Source organism: Corynebacterium timonense (assembly GCF_900105305.1).
In the GTDB taxonomy this organism is placed as follows: domain Bacteria; phylum Actinomycetota; class Actinomycetes; order Mycobacteriales; family Mycobacteriaceae; genus Corynebacterium; species Corynebacterium timonense.
The window spans coordinates 691,177-708,956 of record NZ_LT629765.1; the positions used below are offsets into that span (position 1 = coordinate 691,177).

Consider the following 17,780-nt stretch of genomic DNA (forward strand, 5'->3'; position numbering starts at 1 on the left):
GGTAGGCATAGAGGGCATGACCACGACGTTGTGGGCCGTGGCGGATCTGCACGCCGCGGTGACGGCGAACGCCCCCAAGATCCGGCAGATCCAGCCGACCGACCCGTCGGACTGGCTCATCGTTGCCGGTGACGTCGCGGAGAGATTCGAGCTGATCGTCGATGTGCTGGCTGACCTCGCCGGGCGCTTCGACACCGTAATCTGGTCCCCGGGCAACCACGAGCTGTTTTCGCGCTCGGCCGACCGCTACCGGGGCCGCGAGAAGTACGCCGCCCTGGTTCAGGCCGCGCGCGAGATCGGGGTGATCACCCCGGAGGATCCGTACCCGGTGTTCCACGGGGTGACCATCGCGCCGCTGTTTACCCTGTACGACTACTCTTTTCGAGGCCCAAACCTGACGGTGCAGGAGGCGGTGTCCGCCGCGCGCGAGAAGAACATCATGATGACCGACGAGTTCGCCATCGCCCCCTTCGTGGACATCCGCGCGTGGTGCTGGGATCGCCTCGCGTACACGACGAAACGCCTGTCGCGTATCGAGGGGCCCACGGTGCTCATCAACCATTGGCCCCTTGTTCAGGAGCCCGTGATGCGCATGAAATGGTCCGAGGTGGCCCTGTGGTGCGGCACCCGCCACACCCGCACCTGGGCGCGACGCTACAATGCCCGCGCCGTGGTCTACGGGCACCTGCACATGCCCGGCGTAACCGTCGTCGACGGAATCGACCATATCGAGGTGTCGCTCGGGTACCCGCGCGAGTGGCAGCACCGTGCCCGCCGCGCCCCCTGGCCTTACCCGGTGATGGAGGTGCGCCGGTGATGCAGGACCTCGACCTTTTCCCACCGCACTCGCGGTACGTGTATATCCGCACGGGCGACGGGCGCGACCTGACGAACTACTGGGAGCTGCACCCAGAAGAGCAGCGCTTGGTCAGCCAGGCGGTGGATGCGCGCAAGGGGGAGTTCGGCGACGCGCGTTGGTGCGCCCACCAGGCGCTGCGCGAGCTGGGGGTGGACTCCGAGGAGGCGATCCTGCGCGGCGAGCGGGGGATGCCGCTGTGGCCGGACGGCTACACGGGTTCGCTGACCCACACCGAGGGCTTCCGGGCGGCGGTGGCGGCTCACACGCGCCATGTGGTCTCCATTGGCCTCGACGTTGAGCCCGCAAAGCCGCTTCCGGAGGAAGTCGTCGGGGAGATCGCCAACGGCAGGGAGCGTGTGCGCATCGACAAGCTGCGCGACTGCGGAATGGACTGGGCTGACCGGCTGACCTTCTGCGCCAAGGAGGCGACGTACAAGTGCTGGTTCCCGATGACCCGGCGCTGGCTCGGGTTTGCTGACGCGGAGATGGATATCCGCCCAGACGGCACCTTCTTGGCCTACATCCTCACTCGGCCCACGCCCGTGCCGTTTTTCGAGGGCAGGTGGGAAAAACGCGGCGGCTACATTATCGCCTCCGCCTTTGTTACGCGTTCGCTGCAGGCTAAGTTCGCCGGCTAGAGCGTCGAGGGGCGCGCGACGAAGACCGTCACCAGCCGCGCGCCTTTCTCCTTCACCAGAGCGACCGCGCGCCCGTCGGGCCCGACGGCCGCGTGGACGCCGGTGAGACCGCGCGGCTCGAGCCATTTGCCCATCGCCAGTGCCTCGTACTCGTCCTGCGTGACGGGCATGACGGGCCACGCGCGGGCGAGGGCCTCGTCGAGTGTGAGGCTGAGCGTGGGCTGCTCGTCGAGGTGGGGCAGCCCGTGGGCGTCGTCAAGCGTGAAGCTGCCGACGGCCTCGCGGCGCAGGGCGGTGAGGTGGCCGCCGACGCCGAGGTCGGCGCCGAGGTCGCGCGCGAGCGAGCGGATATAGGTGCCGGAGGAGCAGTGCACGCGCACGTCGACGTCGAGGTAGGGCGCAGCGCGGCGGATATCGCGCACGTCGAAGGAATAGATGGTGACGGGACGGGCGGGAATGTCGACCTCAAGGCCCGCCCGCGCGAGCTCGTGGGCGCGGCGCCCGCCAATCTTGATCGCGGAGACGGACGCGGGGACCTGCATGATCTCCCCGCTCAGCCGCGCGATGCCGGCGCGGACGGCGGCTTCGCTCACGTCCGCGGCGCCCGCGGTTGAGGTGACCTCGCCCTCGGCGTCGTCGGTGGTCGTGCTGGCGCCGAGGCGGATGGTCGCGGCGTAGACCTTGTCGTGGGCGACAAGGTGGGCGAGGAGCTTCGTGCCGCGCTCGATGCCGAGGACGAGCACGCCCGTGGCCATCGGGTCCAAGGTGCCGGCGTGCCCGACCTTGCGTGTGTGAAAGGAGCGTCGGAGGCGGGCGACCACATCGTGGCTTGTCATGCCGGCGGGTTTGTCGACGACGACGATGCCTGAGCTAGCAAGGGGATCGGTCATGGCACACCAGTATGCCGTAGTCTATCCCCCGTGGATATTTTGCGCGGACTGGACGAGGTACCGGAAGGATTCGGTCGCCCGGACGGCACGGTGGTCACCATCGGTGTCTTTGACGGCGTGCACAGGGGCCACCAGCTGCTCATTTCCCGGGCGGTTGAGGAGGCGCGCCGCCACGGCGTGCCCAGCGTGGTTATGACCTTCGAGCCCCACCCCGTCTCCATCTTCGCCCCCGAGCACGCCCCGGCTGCCTTGGTCAGCCTGGAGGAGCGCGCGCGCCTTATCTCGTCCCTCGGTGTCGATTACCTCCTCGTCATCGACTTCCGCAAGGAGCTGGCCGGGGACAGCCCGCGGGACTACGTCACCGAGACGCTTCTCGGGCGGCTCAACGCACGCCACGTGGTGGTGGGGGAGAACTTCACGTTCGGGCGCGACGCCGCAGGTTCCGCGGAAACCATGGCACAGCTCGGCCGGGAGCATCATTTCGACGTCACCATCGTGGGCTTGCTTGACGACGGCGGCTCCCGCATCTGCTCCACCGCCATCCGCAGCGAGCTTGCGGCGGGCAACATCGACGTTGCCCGCGACTACATGGGCCGGCCCTTCGCCGTGACGGCCACCGTCGAGCGCGGCGCGGGGCGCGGCGGCCGCGAGCTGGGCTACCCCACGACGAACCAGTACGTCGAGGACGTCACCGCGCTGCCCGCCGACGGCGTCTACGCCGGCTGGCTGACCATCCTCGGAGACGAGCCGATCGAGGGCGACATGGAACCCGGCCTGCGCTACCCGGCGGCGATCTCCGTGGGCATGAACCCCACCTTCGGCGACAACCAGCGCAGCGTCGAGTCCTTCATTCTCGACCGGGAGGCCGACCTGTACGGCCGCGTCGCCCGCGTAGAGTTTGTGGGCAAGGTCCGCGACATGCAGAAGTTCGATTCCGTCGGAGAGCTCCTCGAGAATATGGCCCGCGACGTCGCCCGCACGCGCGAGATCTTGAACCTTCAACCCTGAGTACCGCCTGAACTAACACCGCTGAGCTGGAAGGAGCCCTCGTGGCCCGCAAAATCATCCTTGACCTCGACACCGGCATCGACGACGCCCTCGCCCTCGCGTACGCCCTCGGCAGCGAAGAGTGTGAGCTCATCGGCGTGACGGGTACCTACGGCAACGTCACCGTGGAGGACGGCGTGCGCAATTCGCTTGCCATCCTTGAGCTGTTCGGGCGCACGGACGTCCCCGTCTTCGCCGGGCCCGGTCACGCGCGCGAGCGCGATTCCTTCGAGGTCCTCGAGATCTCCGCGTTTATCCACGGTGCCAACGGCGTGGGCGAGGCCACGCTTCCCGACGCTTCCCGGGCGCCCGAGGAGACCTCGGCCGTCGACTTCCTTGTCGAGTCCGTCGAGCGTTACGGCGACGACCTCGTCATCGTTCCCACGGGCCCTTCCACGACGATCGCCGCGGCCATCGACGCCTCCGAGACGTTCGCCGAGAAGGCGCACATCGTCATGATGGGCGGCGCCCTTACCGTGCCCGGCAACGTCTCACCGTGGGCGGAGGCGAACGTGAACCAGGATCCGGAGGCCACGGACCTGCTCTTCCGCCGCGCTGCCGACGTGACCATGATCGGCCTCGACGTCACCCTCCAAACCCTGCTCACCACGGCCGAGACCGCCCGCTGGGAGGCGCTGGGCACGCGGGGCGGTGACTTTTTGGCCGCGGCGACGAACTACTACATCAAGGCCTACGAGACCACCGCGCCGCACTTGGGCGGCTGCGGGCTGCACGACCCTCTGGCCGTCGCCGTCGCCGTCGACCCCTCCCTGGTGACGCTCGTGGATATCAACCTCAAGACTGACACCGCGGGGCCGACCCGCGGGCGCACGATCGGCGACGAGACCCGCCTAAACGACGCGGTCAAGACTGCACACGTGGCCGTGGCCGTGGACACGGAGCGTTTCCTGGGCGAGTTCATGCGCCGGCTCACCGCCGTCGCGGCGGCCACCGACTAACGCGAAGGCGGGATTTTGGCCACGGGTCCCGTTTTGTTACTCTGAACGCTTGGCGCCGGACACACGTACAGCGACTGCGGTTCGCAGCGGTCCCGTCCGGCCGCCGACACATGGAGTGCGAACTGAAAAACCAAGGAGTAACTCATGGCGCTGACCGCTGAGAAGAAGTCCGAGATCCTGAAGAACTACGGCCTGCACGAGACCGACACCGGCTCCCCCGAGGCCCAGGTCGCCCTGCTCACCGAGCGCATCAACGGCCTCACCGAGCACCTGAAGACCCACAAGCACGACCACCACTCCCGCCGCGGCCTGCTGCTGCTGGTCGGCCGCCGCCGTGGTCTGCTGAAGTACCTGCGCGAGAACAACGTTGAGCGTTACCGCGACCTGATCTCCCGCTTGGGCCTGCGCCGTTAGTCCGCGCAGCGCAGCGTCTCACCGCCCCGCCCTCCGGCGTCGGGCGGTTTTTCGTTTCCTTAGAAGGGCAGCATCTTCCACAGCTCGGTGGCGCAGATGTAGACGAACGCCGCCGAGATCAGCGCCATGAGGGCGTTGGCCACCCAGCCGTTGCGCCACGGCTTGGGGGTGTGGCGCGAGTTGAGCAGGAGCAGGAGCGTCAGCCCGAGGAAGGGCATGAACAACGCGCCGAGGACGCCGTAGGCGATGACGAGGGCGGTGGGCTTGCCGAGGAAGAACAGCAGCATCGGCGGGAACGTGAGCCAGAGGAGGTACCAGCGGTAGTAGCGCCCGCCGACGTGGATGTCGGGGTGGTCGGCGGGCAGGCGCTTGGCGTGGCCGACGAAATCGGCGAACATGAGGGAGACCCCGTTCCACACACCGAGGACGGAGGAGAAGGCCGCGGCCCAGAACCCGAGGAGGAAGACCTTGGCCATGGTGGGCCCGTAGCGCTGCTCGAGAACGTTGGCAAGGTCGAGCAGGCCGCGGTCGCCCTGCGAGACGGCGATGTTGGCGGAGTAGAGCAGGTCGGCCCCAATGACGAGCATGGCCGCCACGAAGATGCCGGTGACGATGTAGGCGACGGTGTTGTCCAGTCGCATCACGCGCATCCACGCGGGCCCGCGCCAGTTCTTCTCGGTGAGCCAGTAGCCGTAGGCGGCGAGCGTGATGGTGCCGCCGACGCCGCCGGCCAGCGAGAGCACGTAGACGAAGGAGCCCTCGGGGATCGTGGGCACCAGACCGCGGAGGATCTCCGGCAGGTTCGACAGCGACAGCGTGGCGATGCCGCAGACAGTGAGGAACATGACGCCGACGAGGACGGCGATGATCTTCTCGAAGGTGCGGTACTTTCCCAGCCAGGTGAAGCCGAAGCCGAGCAGGCCGGTGAGCACAGCCCACATCTCCAGGCTGGTGCCGGGGAAGAGCGCCTTCAGGGGCATGGCCGAGGCGCTCATTGCGGCAGCGCCGTAGACGAAGCCCCAGACGATGATGTACGGCACGAAGTACCAGCTGGTCCAGCGCCCGAGCTGGCGCCACCCGTGGAACATGGTGTTGCCGGTGGCCAGGGTGTAGCGCCCGACGCCCTCGACGAGCACGATCTTCATGATCGAGCCCGCGATGCACGCCCAGAGCAGGGCGTAGCCGTACTTCTGGCCGGCGATGAGCGTGGCCACGAGGTCGCCCGAGCCGACCCCGGTGGCGGCGGCGACGAGGCCGGGGCCGATGACGGACCATTTGGTGGCGGGTTCGGCAGGGGCCGGTGGGGTGGGAGCTGCGCTGCTCACGGTTCCTCCTTGCTGGGCATCGTGAATCCGGGAGCACCGGGGGCCGCCCGTGGAAACTATGGTGGGGAAAATTAGTGCTGTCTCATGCTACCGGGCGCGCGGGGTGCAGGCGGGCGAATCGGGCGAGCTGGGCGATGTGCCAAAGCGCCTGGTAAGGTTGGGTGCCGTTGCAAGGACACAGAAACGAGGGGCGGCACCGATGATCGCCCGGACACCACAGAGAGGGATCCTTTGAGCACTTTCACCCCCAAGAACACCTCGGACGTCTATGTCGACGAGGACTACGGCACCACCGAAGCGGTCGCCGTGCTGGACAACGGTGACTTCGGCTCCCGCACCATCCGTTTTGAAACCGGGCAGCTGGCCCGCCAAGCGGGCGGGTCCGTGACCACCTATCTCGACGACGACACGATGATGCTGGCCACCACGACGGCCTCCAACAACCCGCGCGAAGGCTTCGATTTCTTCCCGCTGACCGTTGACGTCGAGGAGCGCATGTACGCCGCCGGCCGCATCCCCGGCTCTTTCTTCCGCCGCGAAGGCCGCCCCTCCACCGAGGCTATTTTGGCATGCCGCCTCATCGATCGCCCGCTGCGCCCCACCTTTGTCAAGGGGTTGCGCAACGAGGTGCAGGTGATTATCACCGTGCTCTCGATGGACCCGCAGGAATACTACGACGTGGTGGCCATCAACGGTGCCTCCGCCGCCACCCAGCTCTCCGGCTTGCCGGTCTCCGGCCCGGTCGGGGGCGTGCGCATGGCGCTCGTGGCCGACGACAAGCACCCGGAGGGGCAGTGGGTGGCCTTCCCGAACCACGCTCAGCACGAGCGCTGCCTGTTTGAGATGGTTGTTGCCGGGCGCATCGTTGAGCGCAAGGGCGCGGCCGACGTGGCGATCATGATGGTTGAGGCGGGCGCCGGGGTCAACGTCGTCACGCAGATTGCACACGGTGCCCCCGCGCCGACGGAGGCGACTGTCGCCGAGGGCTTGGAGGCGGCGAAGCCATACATCCGCACCCTCTGCGAGGCCCAGGCCTCTCTGGCGGAGAAGGCAGCGAAGGAGACGCAGGAGTTCGAGCTCTTCCCGCCCTACAGCGACAAGGTCTACAAGGCCGTGGAGAAGAAGGCCGCGAAGAAGCTGGCGAAGCTGCTCACGATCAAGGGCAAGCAGGAGCGTGACGACGCCACCAATGCGTACATGGCCGACATCGAGGATGACCTGCTCGACGACTTCGACATCGACGACGATGACAAGGACGAAGAGCGCGCCGCGTCGAAGGAAATCCGTGCTGCGTACAACGCCCTGATGAAGGCGATTGTGCGCGAGAAGATTCTGACCGAGGGCTTCCGCATCGACGGACGCGGCGTCACCGACATCCGCGACCTCGAGGTCGAGGTCGAGCTCATCCCGAGGGCCCACGGCTCGGCGCTGTTCGAGCGCGGCGAGACCCAGATCCTCGGGGTGACCACCCTGGACATGCTGAAGATGGAGCAAACGGTGGACTCGTTGTCCCCGGAGACGTCCAAACACTACATCCACCACTACAACTTCCCGCCGTACTCCACCGGCGAGACCGGGCGCGTCGGCTCCCCGAAGCGTCGTGAGATCGGCCACGGAGCGCTCGCCGAGCGCGCGCTCGTGCCGGTGATCCCTTCCAAGGAGGAGTTCCCCTACACCATTCGCCAGGTCTCTGAGGCGCTGGGCTCGAACGGCTCGACGTCCATGGGGTCTGTGTGCGCCTCGACCCTGTCGCTGTACAACGCAGGCGTGCCGCTGGCGGCGCCGGTGGCAGGCATCGCGATGGGCCTCGTTTCCGGCGAGGTTGACGGCGAGACCGAGTACGTCACCCTTACCGACATCCTCGGGGCCGAGGACGCCTTCGGCGACATGGACTTCAAGGTGGCGGGCACCCGAGAGTTCATTACCGCGCTGCAGCTGGATACCAAGCTCGACGGGATCCCCTCTGGCGTCCTTGCCGCCGCGCTTGAGCAGGCGCGCGACGCGCGGGAGGCCATCCTGGACACGATGGCCGAGGTCATCGACGGCCCAGACGAGATGAGCGCCCTGGCCCCAAAGATCACCACCATCAAGGTGCCGGTGAGCAAGATCGGTGAGGTGATCGGCCCGAAGGGCAAGACCATCAACCAGATCACCGAGGAGACCGGAGCCGAGGTCTCCATCGAGGATGACGGCACGATCTACGTCTCGGCCTCCTCCGGGGAGGCTGCCGATAGCGCCATTGAGCGCATCAACGGCATCGCGAACCCGCAGATGCCGAAGGTGGGCGAGCGCTACCTCGGTACCGTTGTGAAGACCGTCGCCTTTGGCGCGTTTGTGTCCATCCTTCCGGGCACCGACGGGCTCATCCACATTTCGAAGCTCGGCGGCAACAAGCGCGTTGAGAATGTCGACGACGTGGTTACCGTGGGCGAGCGCATTGAGGTCGAGATCGCGGACATCGACAACCGCGGCAAGATCTCCCTCGTCCCCGTCGAAGACTAACCCGAGGACTCGCGCCGTCGCGGGTCCGCCCACCCGGCGGCCGGGCGGGGTGCACCCCGAGCGCTGTTAGCGTTGGATGTCCACGACCACGCGCGGCGGATTCTCGAGGGTGTAGGCGTGGAAGGGCCGCTCTTGGTCGAGGCCGATGACGTACTGCGAATCCGCCTCGAAGACCGCCCCGTGGGTGATGCCCTGCACCGTCCCCGCCGCTCGGTTCATCGGGCCGGGTTGGTTCAGCTCATCGTCCGGGCTGAACAGCCCCATCGGCGTGCCCTGGATCATGACCTCGAGGTAGGCGTTGCCGACCACCTCAAGCAGATGGCCCGATGCCTGCTGCCGGGGCTCTGGGGTGTAGCCCACGATGAAGCCGGGAAGGCCAGGGCCCGCGTACTCAAAGACGACGCGGTCGAAGCCGTCGTGGGTGGCCAGACGGATATCGTTGATGACCAGCTCGGGGCCGCCGCGCATCGGTTGTTCGGTGCGGGCAGTGGTGAACTGCTGCGCGGAGGCGGCTTCTTCGTCGGTAGCCGCGACGTGCGTCGTCGTCGCCGGGGCCGCGACGCTCGCCTCCGTGGTCGCGGTGGTGGTGGACGTCTCGGCGGTCGTCTCGGTAACGGTGGCCGCGGGCTCGGCGGAGTTGTCGGCAGGCGAGCATGCGCCGAGACCCAGCGCGGCGGTGGCGATGAGCGCGGCTAGGGGGACGGGGGAGGTGGCGATATGTCTCATAAGCCCTACCTTAATCTCGGTCGAAACCACGCCGTGTGACGTTGCATGTACCGTGAGGCAATTGTGACCGAGCGCGGCTGCGAGAGAAGGGGAATACTGCGGAACCTCGGAACTGGCTACCGTCCCAGCGGCCAACCGCGCGGAGGCCGTAAAGTGGCCGGAGAGACGACACACGAGAGTGGAAGGAGCGCCGGTATGGCTATCAAGGTAGGAGTACTCGGAGCGAAGGGCCGGGTTGGCTCGGCCGTCGTAGCGGGAGTGAAGGACGTTGAGGGGCTCGAGCTCGTAGCAGAGGTTGACCACGGCGATTCCCTCGAGCTTCTCACCGACAACGGCGTCGACGTGGTGGTGGATTTCACGACGCCGGCGGCGGTGATGGACAACCTCAAGTTCTGCATCGGCCACGGCATCCATTGCGTCGTGGGCACGACGGGGTTCGATGATGGCCGGTACGAGCAGGTGCGTGCCTGGTTGGAGGAACAACCAGAGGTCGGCGTTCTCATCGCGCCAAACTTCGCTATTTCGGCCGTGCTGACGATGGCGTTCGCGCGCCAGGCCGCCCCCTACTTTGAATCCGCCGAGGTGGTTGAGTACCACCACCCGAACAAACTGGACGCACCCTCCGGCACGGCGACGAAGACCGCACAGGGCATTGCCGAGGCCCGCCGCGAGGCTGGCCTGGGCACGATCCCGGACGCGACCGAGCAGTCCCTTGACGGGGCCCGCGGCGCCGACGTCGACGGGGTGAAGGTACACGCGGTGCGAATGACCGGCATGGTCGCCCACGAGGAGGTCATCTTTGGAACCCGCGACCAGTCCCTGACCATCCGCCAAGACTCCTACGGGCGCGAGTCCTTCGTCCCGGGAGTCGTGGAGGGCATCCAGAAGGTCGCGGACCACCCCGGCCTGACGGTGGGACTCGACGCCTACCTGGGGCTGTAGGTCATGGCGGTAGCATCGAACCTCGACGTCCAGCTTGTCGCCGCGACGCGATTTACGCCCCCGACCGGCGTCGACTGGGAGCCGGATGAGGCTGCGACGCCGGTGGAAAACGTGGTCGAGTTCGCGGGGCGCGCGTGCTACGAAACCTTCGACCGTCCCAACCCGCACACCGCGGCGAACGACGCGTATGTGCACCACATCATCGAGGTTGGCCACGACGCGCTTCTTGAGCACGCCACGGCCACCCTCTACATCCGCGGGTTGTCGCGGGCCGCGGGCAACGAACTTTTGCGGCACCGCCACCTGTCGTTTTCCCAGCTGAGCCAGCGGTACGTGCCGGCAGCAGAGAGCGAGGTTGTCGTCCCCGCCGCAATCGAGGCGGACCCGCAACTGCGTGATCTGTTCGTCCGCGCGGTCGACGAGACCCGTTTTGTCTACGACGAGCTGCTGAACGCCCTCGAGGAGGACAGCGCAGCGGAGCCAAACGCACTACTGCGCCGAAAGAAGGCCCGCCAGGCGGCGCGGGCGATTCTGCCGAACGCCACCGAGACGCGTTTTGTGGTCACGGGCAACTACCGGGCCTGGCGCGAATTCATCGCGGCTCGGGCCTCGGAGCACGCGGATGCTGAAATCCGCCGCCTCGCCGTGGCGTGCTTAGAGATTCTCCGCGAGACAGCGCCGTCGCTTTTCGACGACTTCCTTGTCAGCGAACTTGCCGACGGAACGAAAATGGCGACGAGCCCGTACGTCCAATAAGGCGCTCCGGCGCGGTAGTGACGCGACCGCGGGGGCGAGCAGGTAACCTAAGCGGTTATGGGCATTTCAACGAAAGCCAGCACCGGTGCTGATGTTTTTGGCGTCGTCTCCGTCGCCATGGTCACCCCCTTTGATCCCCAGGGCGAGCTCGACCTCGACGCGGGTCGAAAGCTGGCAGCCCACCTCGTCGACAACGGGGTTGACTCTCTGGTGCTTGCCGGCACGACCGGCGAGTCACCGACGACGACCCCGGCGGAAAAGGTCGCTCTGCTCAAGGCGGTGCGCGAAGAGGTCGGAGACCGTGCCACGTTGATTGCCGGCGCGGGCACCAACAGCACGCGCACCACGGTGGAGCTGGCTGTCGCCTCCAAGGAGGCGGGCGCCGATGCGCTCCTCGTGGTCACGCCGTATTACTCCAAGCCCTCGCAGGCGGGCCTGGTGGCCCACTACCGCGAGGTCGCGGGGGCAACAGATCTGCCGATCTGCCTCTACGACATTCCGGGGCGGACCGGCTTGGCGTTGGAAGAAGCCACGATCCGTGAACTTGCCGCGATCCCCACGATCCAAGGACTCAAGGACGCCAAGGGCAACTTCTTCCAAGCCGCACCCCTCATTCAGGAGACGGGCCTGGCCTGGTATTCTGGCGACGATCCTCTCAATCTGCCGTGGCTGTCTGTCGGCGCGACCGGTGTCATCTCCGTGATCGGTCACGCTGCCCCGCGTCAGTTGCGAGACATGATACAAAGCTTCGAGGAAGGCGACCTCGCCCGCGCGCGGGAAATCAACGCCACGACCATCGACGTGCTCGCTCGCCAGCAGGCACTCCTCGGTGGCGCAACTTTTGCAAAGGCTGCTCTGCGCTTGCAGGGCATCGACGTAGGAGACCCCCGCCTACCGGTCGCATCCGCGACACAGGAGCAGGTCGAGGGCCTCCGCTCAGACATGGAAAAGGCTGGAGTCCTCTAAGTATGAACGAACCCCGCAACCGGACCCGAAAGGTGACCCGCAAGGCTGGTCCGCCGGAACCCGCTGATCAGCAGCCGGTCTTCCAGGCCCCGGACAGCGAGCCCGCCCGCGACAACGGCAACAACGGCCACAACGGGAAAGGCGCGTCGGGCTCCGATGGAAACTCGGGCGGCAATGGCGCCAACGGCAACCGTTCCCGGAACCGCCGCGGCCGTGGCCGCGGCCGTGGCGGGAGCGGCGGCGGCCGCCGCAACCCGGTGAAGTCCCGCCAGGGTGCGGACCTGACCAAGCGCCTCCCGGCGCCGCCGAAAGCTCCGCAGAACGGCCTGCGCATCTACGCGCTGGGCGGCATCTCCGAAATCGGGCGAAACATGACCGTGTTCGAGTACAACGGGCACCTGCTCATCGTGGACTGCGGCGTGCTCTTCCCCAACTCGAACGAGCCGGGCGTCGACTTGGTGCTCCCGGACTTCGGCCCGATCGAAAACCGGCTAGACAAGGTCGAGGCCCTCGTGGTCACGCACGGCCACGAGGACCACATCGGCGCGATTCCGTGGCTGCTCAAGCTGCGCCCGGACATCCCGATCTACTCGTCCCGCTTTACCAACGCGCTGATCTCGGCGAAGACGCAGGAGCACCGCCAGAAGCCGAAACTGCACGAGGTGAACAAGGACTCCGACATCACCGTCGGCCCCTTCCACGTGCGCTTTTGGCACGTGAACCACTCCATCCCGGAGTGCCTGGGCGTGTCCATCAAGACGCCCGCCGGCCACGTTGTCATGACGGGCGACATCAAGCTCGACCAGACGCCTTTCGACGGCAAGCCGACCGACCTGCCCGCGCTGTCGCGCCTCGGTGACGAGGGCATCGACCTGTTCATGTGTGATTCCACCAACGCGACCGTGCCGGGTATCTCGGTCTCGGAGGCGGGTATCGAGCAGACGCTGACCCGCCTCGTGGCGGGGGCGAAGCAGCGCGTCATCATCGCCTCTTTCGCGTCGAACGTGTCCCGCGTGCAGATGGCCATCAATGCCGCCGTGGCCGACGGCCGCAAGGTGGCGTTCAACGGCCGTTCGATGATCCGCAACATGGAGATTGCGGAGAAGATGAGCTTGCTGAAGGCCCCGAAGGGCACGATTGTGCCCATCGAGGAGGCCGCGAAGATGGCGCCGCACAAGGTTGCGCTTATCACCACCGGCACCCAGGGCGAGCCGATGGCGGCGCTGTCGCGCATGGCGCGGCGCGAGCACCGCCAGATCACGGTGCGCGACGGCGATCTCATCATCCTGTCGTCCTCGCTTATCCCGGGCAACGAAGAGGCTGTCTTCGCCGTGACCAACAACCTGGCCCAGATCGGGGCCGAAGTGGTCACCAGCGCGGACGCGCACGTGCACGCCTCTGGCCACGGCTACGCTGGCGAGCTGCTCTTCCTGTACAACGCCGCCCGCCCGAAGAACGCTATGCCGGTGCACGGCGAGTGGCGCCACATGCGCGCGAACAAGGAGCTCGCAATCTCCACTGGTGTCAAGCCTGAGAACACGGCGCTGGCGCAGAACGGCGTCGTCGTCGACCTCGTCAACGGCAAGATCAACGTCGTCGGCCAGTACCAGGTGGGCCAGCTCTACGTGGACGGCGTGACCATGGGCGACGTCGACCCGGACGTGCTCGCCGACCGCACGAGCCTCGCCTCCGGCGGCGTTGTCTCCATCACCTGTGTCATCGACGACCGCACCGGTCGGCTGTTGGAGACCCCGCGCGTGTCCACGACCGGTTTTTCGGAGGACGACCGGGACTTCAACAAAAAGGTCGTCGAAGGCGTGGAGACGGTCATGGGCGATCTCGCCGCCGAGGGCGAGAACGATCCGTACCGCATGGTGCAGCAGCTGCGCCGCAAGGTCTCGCGCGCCATCGAGCAGAAATACAAGCGCGAGCCGGTGATTCTTCCGACCGTCGTGCCGATGGCCGCGGACAACGCGCCTGTCGACGACGACGACATCGAGGCGACCCGCGAGTCGCTGTAGACACGGGAGAAGCAGCGTGTCTGGGCCCCAGCGTATGCTGGCGCCCATGTCTTTTGCCTCCACCGAACGAGAGTGCCTCGCTGAGCTGCTTATCGACGTCGGACCCGACGCCCCAACCCTTTGCGAGGGGTGGAACACCCGCGACCTCGCCGTCCACCTCTTTATCCGGGAAAATCGGGTCGCGGCCGCACTCGGCATTTTCCTGTCGCCGTTCGCCGGCGCGTTAGAGAAGGAGACCGCGCGGCAGAAGGAGCGCGACTACGAAGAGGTCGTGCGCGAGTGGGCTGCTGGGCCGCCGACGCTGCTACGGGGCGTGGACAAGCAGCTCAATACCGCGGAGCATTTCATTCACCATGAGGATGTGCGCCGTGGGGCGGGGCTGGCCCGCCCAAGGCGGTTCGGGGAGGGCGTCGAGAAGCAACTCTTGGCCAACGCCGTCGCGATGGGAAAGATGGCGTTGAGGGGGGTCGCGGCGCCGGTGGTTTTGACCCCGCCCGCGCTGCCGCAGGAGACCATCGGGGGAAAACGAGGCGTGGCCGACCGCGGCGACGACGTCGTGCGCGTGTTCGGTGCGCCCGGCGAGCTGCTCATGTGGCTTAGCGGACGCACGAGCGTCGAGGTGCGTGTGGAGGGGCCGGAGGCGCTCGTGAACGAGGTTGTCGTCACGTTGGGTGTCTAGACACCCGAGGCCGGTGTGGCGCAGGTGGATAATGAGGCGGAAGGTACTAGAGTTACACCCATGTCTGCCAGAAACTCCACGCATCGCTCCTCGGGGCGCCCGCCGGCGGGCCCGAACAGCCGAATCCGACCTGCGAGGTCGGGTTCGGCACGCGGCGGCGTGCCGTCGTCGATGACGCACGCTCCGACGTCGACCATGGTCGCCGCGGAAACCTCGGAGGAGCGGGTGGGCTCTGCCTACCGGGCTGTGGGCAGCACCATTGGTGCGGCCGCCCGCGGCACGGCCCGCGGAGTGCGTTCGATGGCGGGGAGGTTCGGCAGTGCCCGGAGGCCCGAAGCCTCGGGTGACCACGCCGACCATGACGATTTTTTTGAGGAGGACGTGAGCACGCAGCAGGGGAGCAGCACACCGGCGACCGCCGACACCGAGGAGGACGCGCGCAAGGCGGAGTCCCGTGATGGGGAGAAAGCCGACCTGTGGGGCCTCGTCATCATCGGCCTCGCCGCCGTGATCGGCGCGTCGGTGTGGTTCGACATTGCGGGCCCGGTCGGACGCGTCATTGCCGACGGCGTCCATTGGGTGATTGGCGCCGGCGCGCTCATCCTTCCCGTCGCTCTCGTGGCGGCGGCCATCGCGCTCATGCTCGACGTGCGCCGCGACCCGTCGGTGCGGTCGCGGGTGAGCCTGGGCATTGGCATCATCACCCTGGGCATGCTGGGGCTCGTCCACGTCCTCGCGGGCACCCCGGAGGAGTGGGAGGGGCGCAAAATCGCGGGCGGTGCCCTCGGCGCCGCGCTCGGCGGTGGTCTGGCCGCGGGCTTCTCGCCCTACGTCGCCGTGCCTCTACTGGCGCTGGTGATCATTTTCGGCGCGCTCAAGACGACGGGTATCACTGTGCGCCAGGCGTACGACCACCTCGCAGTGGTGCTGCGATCGGCCTTCGGCCAAGGCGATACCCCCGACCCGGAAGGCGCGGAGGATGACCTCTACGCGGGAGTGGACCGCGACCTCGAGCGCATTGCGTCCGGCCAGCCCCGCTCGCGCCCGCGCCCAACACCGCGGGCGCAGCCGCGGCGTAGCCCCATGGAGAACTACCCGACGAACGAGGCTGCATCGACGCGCAGCCTGCGCGGGAAACGCGACCGCAGCGCCAACGTGTTTGATGACGCCGAGGAGGGCGTCGATATGCGCGATAACGCTGCCCGCGCCGAGCACACCGCGACGATAGAGCGTCGCGACCAGCCGGAGGAGACGAAGGTTGTCGAGCGGCCCACGGCGGAGAACGCATCGGTGGCGACTGCCCCCGAAGCGTCGAAGGAGGATGCCGTCTCGCAGTCCCGCGAGTCCATGAGGCAGGCGATCATCGCGCGTAGCGGCATCGACGCGTCGGCGGTTCCCGCGTCGACCCCGAAGTCCGAGCTTGACACGGCAGCGCCCGCCCCTGCCCCGCGCACCCCGGAGGAGCCCTCCGACTACGACATCCCGTCGACGGAACTCCTCGTTGCCGGCGCGGCTCCGAAGACGCGTACCGAGGCCAACGACCGGATGATCGAGGCCATCACCGATGTCTTCGAGGAGTTCAACGTCGACGCCCAGGTCACCGGGTTCTCCCGCGGGCCGACAGTGACGCGCTACGAGGTGGAGCTGGGCCCGGGCGTGAAGGTCTCTAAAATCACCAACCTCCAGTCCAATCTGGCCTACGCCGTGGCCACGGATAACGTTCGCCTGCTCACCCCGATCCCGGGCAAGTCTGCTGTGGGCATCGAGGTGCCGAACATGGACCGCGAGATGGTGCGGCTTCGCGACGTCCTCGACGCGCCCTCGGTAGCCGCCAACCACGACCCCATGCTTATCGGCCTGGGCAAGGACATCGAGGGAGAGTTCATCGCCTCCAGCGTGCAGAAGATGCCGCACCTGCTCGTTGCCGGCTCCACCGGCTCGGGTAAGTCAGCGTTCGTGAACTCCCTGCTGATCTCGCTGCTCACGCGAGCGACGCCGGAGGAGGTGCGCCTGATCCTCGTCGACCCCAAGATGGTGGAGCTGACTCCGTACGAGGGCATTCCGCACCTGATCACGCCGATCATCACCCAGCCGAAGAAGGCGGCGGCGGCGCTGCAATGGCTCGTGGAGGAGATGGAGCAGCGCTACATGGACATGAAGTCCGCCCGCGTGCGCCACATCAAAGACTTCAACCGGAAGGTCCGCAATGGGGAGCTCACCTCGCCCCCCGGCTCGGAGCGGGAGATGCGCGCCTACCCGTTTATCGTGTGCGTCGTCGACGAGCTCGCCGACCTCATGATGACGGCGCCGAAGGAGATCGAGGATTCGATCGTGCGCATCACCCAGAAGGCCCGCGCGGCCGGTATCCACCTCGTCCTGGCCACCCAGCGCCCGTCGGTCGACGTGGTCACGGGCCTGATCAAGACGAACGTGCCGTCGCGGCTGGCCTTTGCCACGTCGTCGCTGACAGACTCGCGCGTCATTCTCGATCAGGCGGGCGCGGAGAAGCTGATTGGCATGGGCGACGGTCTGTTCATCGCGCAGGGCGCGGGCAAGCCCCAGCGCCTGCAGGGCGCCTTTGTCACGGACGAGGAGATCCAGGCCGTGGTGGACGCCGCGAAGGCGCAGGACGAGCCCGACTACATCGAGGGGGTGACCGAGGAGAAGGCGTCCGAGAGCAAGGTGATCGACGACGACATCGGCAAGGACATGGACGACCTCCTCGAGGCGGTTGAGCTCGTGGTCACCTCGCAGCTCGGCTCGACGTCGATGCTGCAGCGCAAGCTGCGCATCGGTTTCGCCAAGGCCGGCCGGCTCATGGACCTCATGGAGTCGCGCGGGGTCGTCGGCCCCTCCGAGGGGTCGAAGGCGCGCGAGGTGTTGGTCAAGCCGGAGGAGCTCGACACCATCATCTGGATGATCAAGGGCGCCGACCCAGCTGAGGCTCCTAAGGACGTCGACGAGCGCGAGGGCGGCTCGGTGGGCGAGGACACTCGCGTCATCGAGGCCGGGCACAACCCGACGGGCGGGGCCTTCTAGGGCGGCGGTGGACGGGC

At 67.2% G+C, this 17,780-nt stretch carries 15 protein-coding genes; 12 read left to right on the forward strand and 3 right to left on the reverse strand.

What is annotated here, in order from left to right:
• The first annotated feature begins 16 nt into the window (after positions 1-16).
• Together BLT81_RS03340 and BLT81_RS03345 are read left to right on the forward strand one after the other, a co-directional pair.
• Entirely contained in the window at positions 17-817 is an 801-nt protein-coding gene (locus BLT81_RS03340; protein WP_019192964.1) for a metallophosphoesterase family protein, read from the forward strand.
• Positions 817-1,497 (forward strand): 4'-phosphopantetheinyl transferase family protein, encoded by a 681-nt coding sequence (locus BLT81_RS03345; RefSeq protein ID WP_019192963.1) that lies wholly within the window; start codon positions 817-819, stop codon positions 1,495-1,497. The genes BLT81_RS03340 and BLT81_RS03345 overlap by 1 nt, the downstream gene beginning before the upstream one ends.
• Here BLT81_RS03345 and truB read toward each other — a convergent pair.
• Entirely contained in the window at positions 1,494-2,387 is an 894-nt protein-coding gene (gene truB, locus BLT81_RS03350) for a tRNA pseudouridine(55) synthase TruB (RefSeq protein ID WP_019192962.1), read from the reverse strand. The two genes, BLT81_RS03345 and truB, sit on opposite strands and share 4 nt — an antisense overlap.
• A 30-nt stretch (positions 2,388-2,417) precedes the next feature.
• Here truB and BLT81_RS03355 point away from each other — a divergent pair, with 30 nt between their 5' ends.
• From BLT81_RS03355 to rpsO, 3 genes are all read left to right on the forward strand, one after another.
• Complete coding sequence (locus BLT81_RS03355; protein WP_040420618.1) at positions 2,418-3,395, forward strand: bifunctional riboflavin kinase/FAD synthetase; 978 nt, start codon at positions 2,418-2,420, stop codon at positions 3,393-3,395.
• Between the two features lie 41 nt (positions 3,396-3,436).
• The gene (locus tag BLT81_RS03360; RefSeq protein ID WP_019192960.1) at positions 3,437-4,393 is read left to right on the forward strand and encodes a nucleoside hydrolase; all 957 of its coding nucleotides are present in this window, start codon (positions 3,437-3,439) and stop codon (positions 4,391-4,393) included.
• A 144-nt stretch (positions 4,394-4,537) separates the two neighbouring features.
• Complete coding sequence (gene rpsO / locus BLT81_RS03365; RefSeq protein WP_019192959.1) at positions 4,538-4,807, forward strand: 30S ribosomal protein S15; 270 nt, start codon at positions 4,538-4,540, stop codon at positions 4,805-4,807.
• Positions 4,808-4,866: 59 nt separating this feature from the next.
• On the opposite strand, the gene BLT81_RS03370 is transcribed toward rpsO, so the two are convergent.
• Positions 4,867-6,132, reverse strand: a complete 1,266-nt coding sequence (locus BLT81_RS03370) for an Nramp family divalent metal transporter (protein ID WP_019192958.1) — start codon at positions 6,130-6,132, stop codon at positions 4,867-4,869.
• Positions 6,133-6,363: 231 nt separating this feature from the next.
• Here BLT81_RS03370 and BLT81_RS03375 point away from each other — a divergent pair, with 231 nt between their 5' ends.
• Positions 6,364-8,634: a polyribonucleotide nucleotidyltransferase gene (locus BLT81_RS03375; protein ID WP_019192957.1), complete on the forward strand. Its 2,271-nt coding sequence runs from the start codon at positions 6,364-6,366 to the stop codon at positions 8,632-8,634.
• A gap of 66 nt (positions 8,635-8,700) precedes the next feature.
• Here the strand turns inward: BLT81_RS03375 and BLT81_RS03380 are convergent, their stop codons facing one another.
• Positions 8,701-9,360: an AMIN-like domain-containing (lipo)protein gene (locus BLT81_RS03380; protein ID WP_019192956.1), complete on the reverse strand. Its 660-nt coding sequence runs from the start codon at positions 9,358-9,360 to the stop codon at positions 8,701-8,703.
• Positions 9,361-9,555: 195 nt separating this feature from the next.
• Between BLT81_RS03380 and dapB the strand changes: the two genes are divergently transcribed.
• Genes dapB through BLT81_RS03410 form a run of 6 tightly spaced genes read left to right on the forward strand, consistent with a single transcriptional unit; the run spans position 9,556 to position 17,763 of the window.
• On the forward strand, positions 9,556-10,302 hold the full coding sequence (dapB, locus tag BLT81_RS03385) for a 4-hydroxy-tetrahydrodipicolinate reductase (RefSeq protein ID WP_019192955.1): 747 nt from the start codon (positions 9,556-9,558) through the stop codon (positions 10,300-10,302).
• 3 nt (positions 10,303-10,305) lie between these two features.
• Complete coding sequence (gene thyX / locus BLT81_RS03390; protein WP_019192954.1) at positions 10,306-11,058, forward strand: FAD-dependent thymidylate synthase; 753 nt, start codon at positions 10,306-10,308, stop codon at positions 11,056-11,058.
• 57 nt (positions 11,059-11,115) lie between these two features.
• On the forward strand, positions 11,116-12,024 hold the full coding sequence (dapA, locus tag BLT81_RS03395; RefSeq protein ID WP_019192953.1) for a 4-hydroxy-tetrahydrodipicolinate synthase: 909 nt from the start codon (positions 11,116-11,118) through the stop codon (positions 12,022-12,024).
• A gap of 2 nt (positions 12,025-12,026) precedes the next feature.
• The gene (locus tag BLT81_RS03400) at positions 12,027-14,045 is read left to right on the forward strand and encodes a ribonuclease J (protein ID WP_019192952.1); all 2,019 of its coding nucleotides are present in this window, start codon (positions 12,027-12,029) and stop codon (positions 14,043-14,045) included.
• Between the two features lie 46 nt (positions 14,046-14,091).
• The gene (locus BLT81_RS03405) at positions 14,092-14,724 is read left to right on the forward strand and encodes a TIGR03085 family metal-binding protein (RefSeq protein WP_040420742.1); all 633 of its coding nucleotides are present in this window, start codon (positions 14,092-14,094) and stop codon (positions 14,722-14,724) included.
• 60 nt (positions 14,725-14,784) lie between these two features.
• Positions 14,785-17,763, forward strand: coding sequence for a DNA translocase FtsK (locus tag BLT81_RS03410; protein WP_081582803.1), 2,979 nt, complete (start codon positions 14,785-14,787; stop codon positions 17,761-17,763).
• Positions 17,764-17,780: the final 17 nt, after the last annotated feature.

Excerpts from the sequence above, each read along its gene's own strand:
- BLT81_RS03340 (WP_019192964.1), top strand. The coding sequence starts at position 17 with ATGACCACGACGTTGTGGGCCGTGGCGGATCTGCACGCCGCGGTGACG.
- BLT81_RS03345 (WP_019192963.1), top strand. The coding sequence starts at position 817 with ATGCAGGACCTCGACCTTTTCCCACCGCACTCGCGGTACGTGTATATC.
- truB (WP_019192962.1), bottom strand. The coding sequence starts at position 2,387 with ATGACCGATCCCCTTGCTAGCTCAGGCATCGTCGTCGTCGACAAACCC.
- rpsO (WP_019192959.1), top strand. The coding sequence starts at position 4,538 with ATGGCGCTGACCGCTGAGAAGAAGTCCGAGATCCTGAAGAACTACGGC.
- BLT81_RS03380 (WP_019192956.1), bottom strand. The coding sequence starts at position 9,360 with ATGAGACATATCGCCACCTCCCCCGTCCCCCTAGCCGCGCTCATCGCC.
- dapB (WP_019192955.1), top strand. The coding sequence starts at position 9,556 with ATGGCTATCAAGGTAGGAGTACTCGGAGCGAAGGGCCGGGTTGGCTCG.
- thyX (WP_019192954.1), top strand. The coding sequence starts at position 10,306 with ATGGCGGTAGCATCGAACCTCGACGTCCAGCTTGTCGCCGCGACGCGA.
- dapA (WP_019192953.1), top strand. The coding sequence starts at position 11,116 with ATGGGCATTTCAACGAAAGCCAGCACCGGTGCTGATGTTTTTGGCGTC.
- BLT81_RS03400 (WP_019192952.1), top strand. The coding sequence starts at position 12,027 with ATGAACGAACCCCGCAACCGGACCCGAAAGGTGACCCGCAAGGCTGGT.
- BLT81_RS03405 (WP_040420742.1), top strand. The coding sequence starts at position 14,092 with ATGTCTTTTGCCTCCACCGAACGAGAGTGCCTCGCTGAGCTGCTTATC.
- BLT81_RS03410 (WP_081582803.1), top strand. The coding sequence starts at position 14,785 with ATGTCTGCCAGAAACTCCACGCATCGCTCCTCGGGGCGCCCGCCGGCG.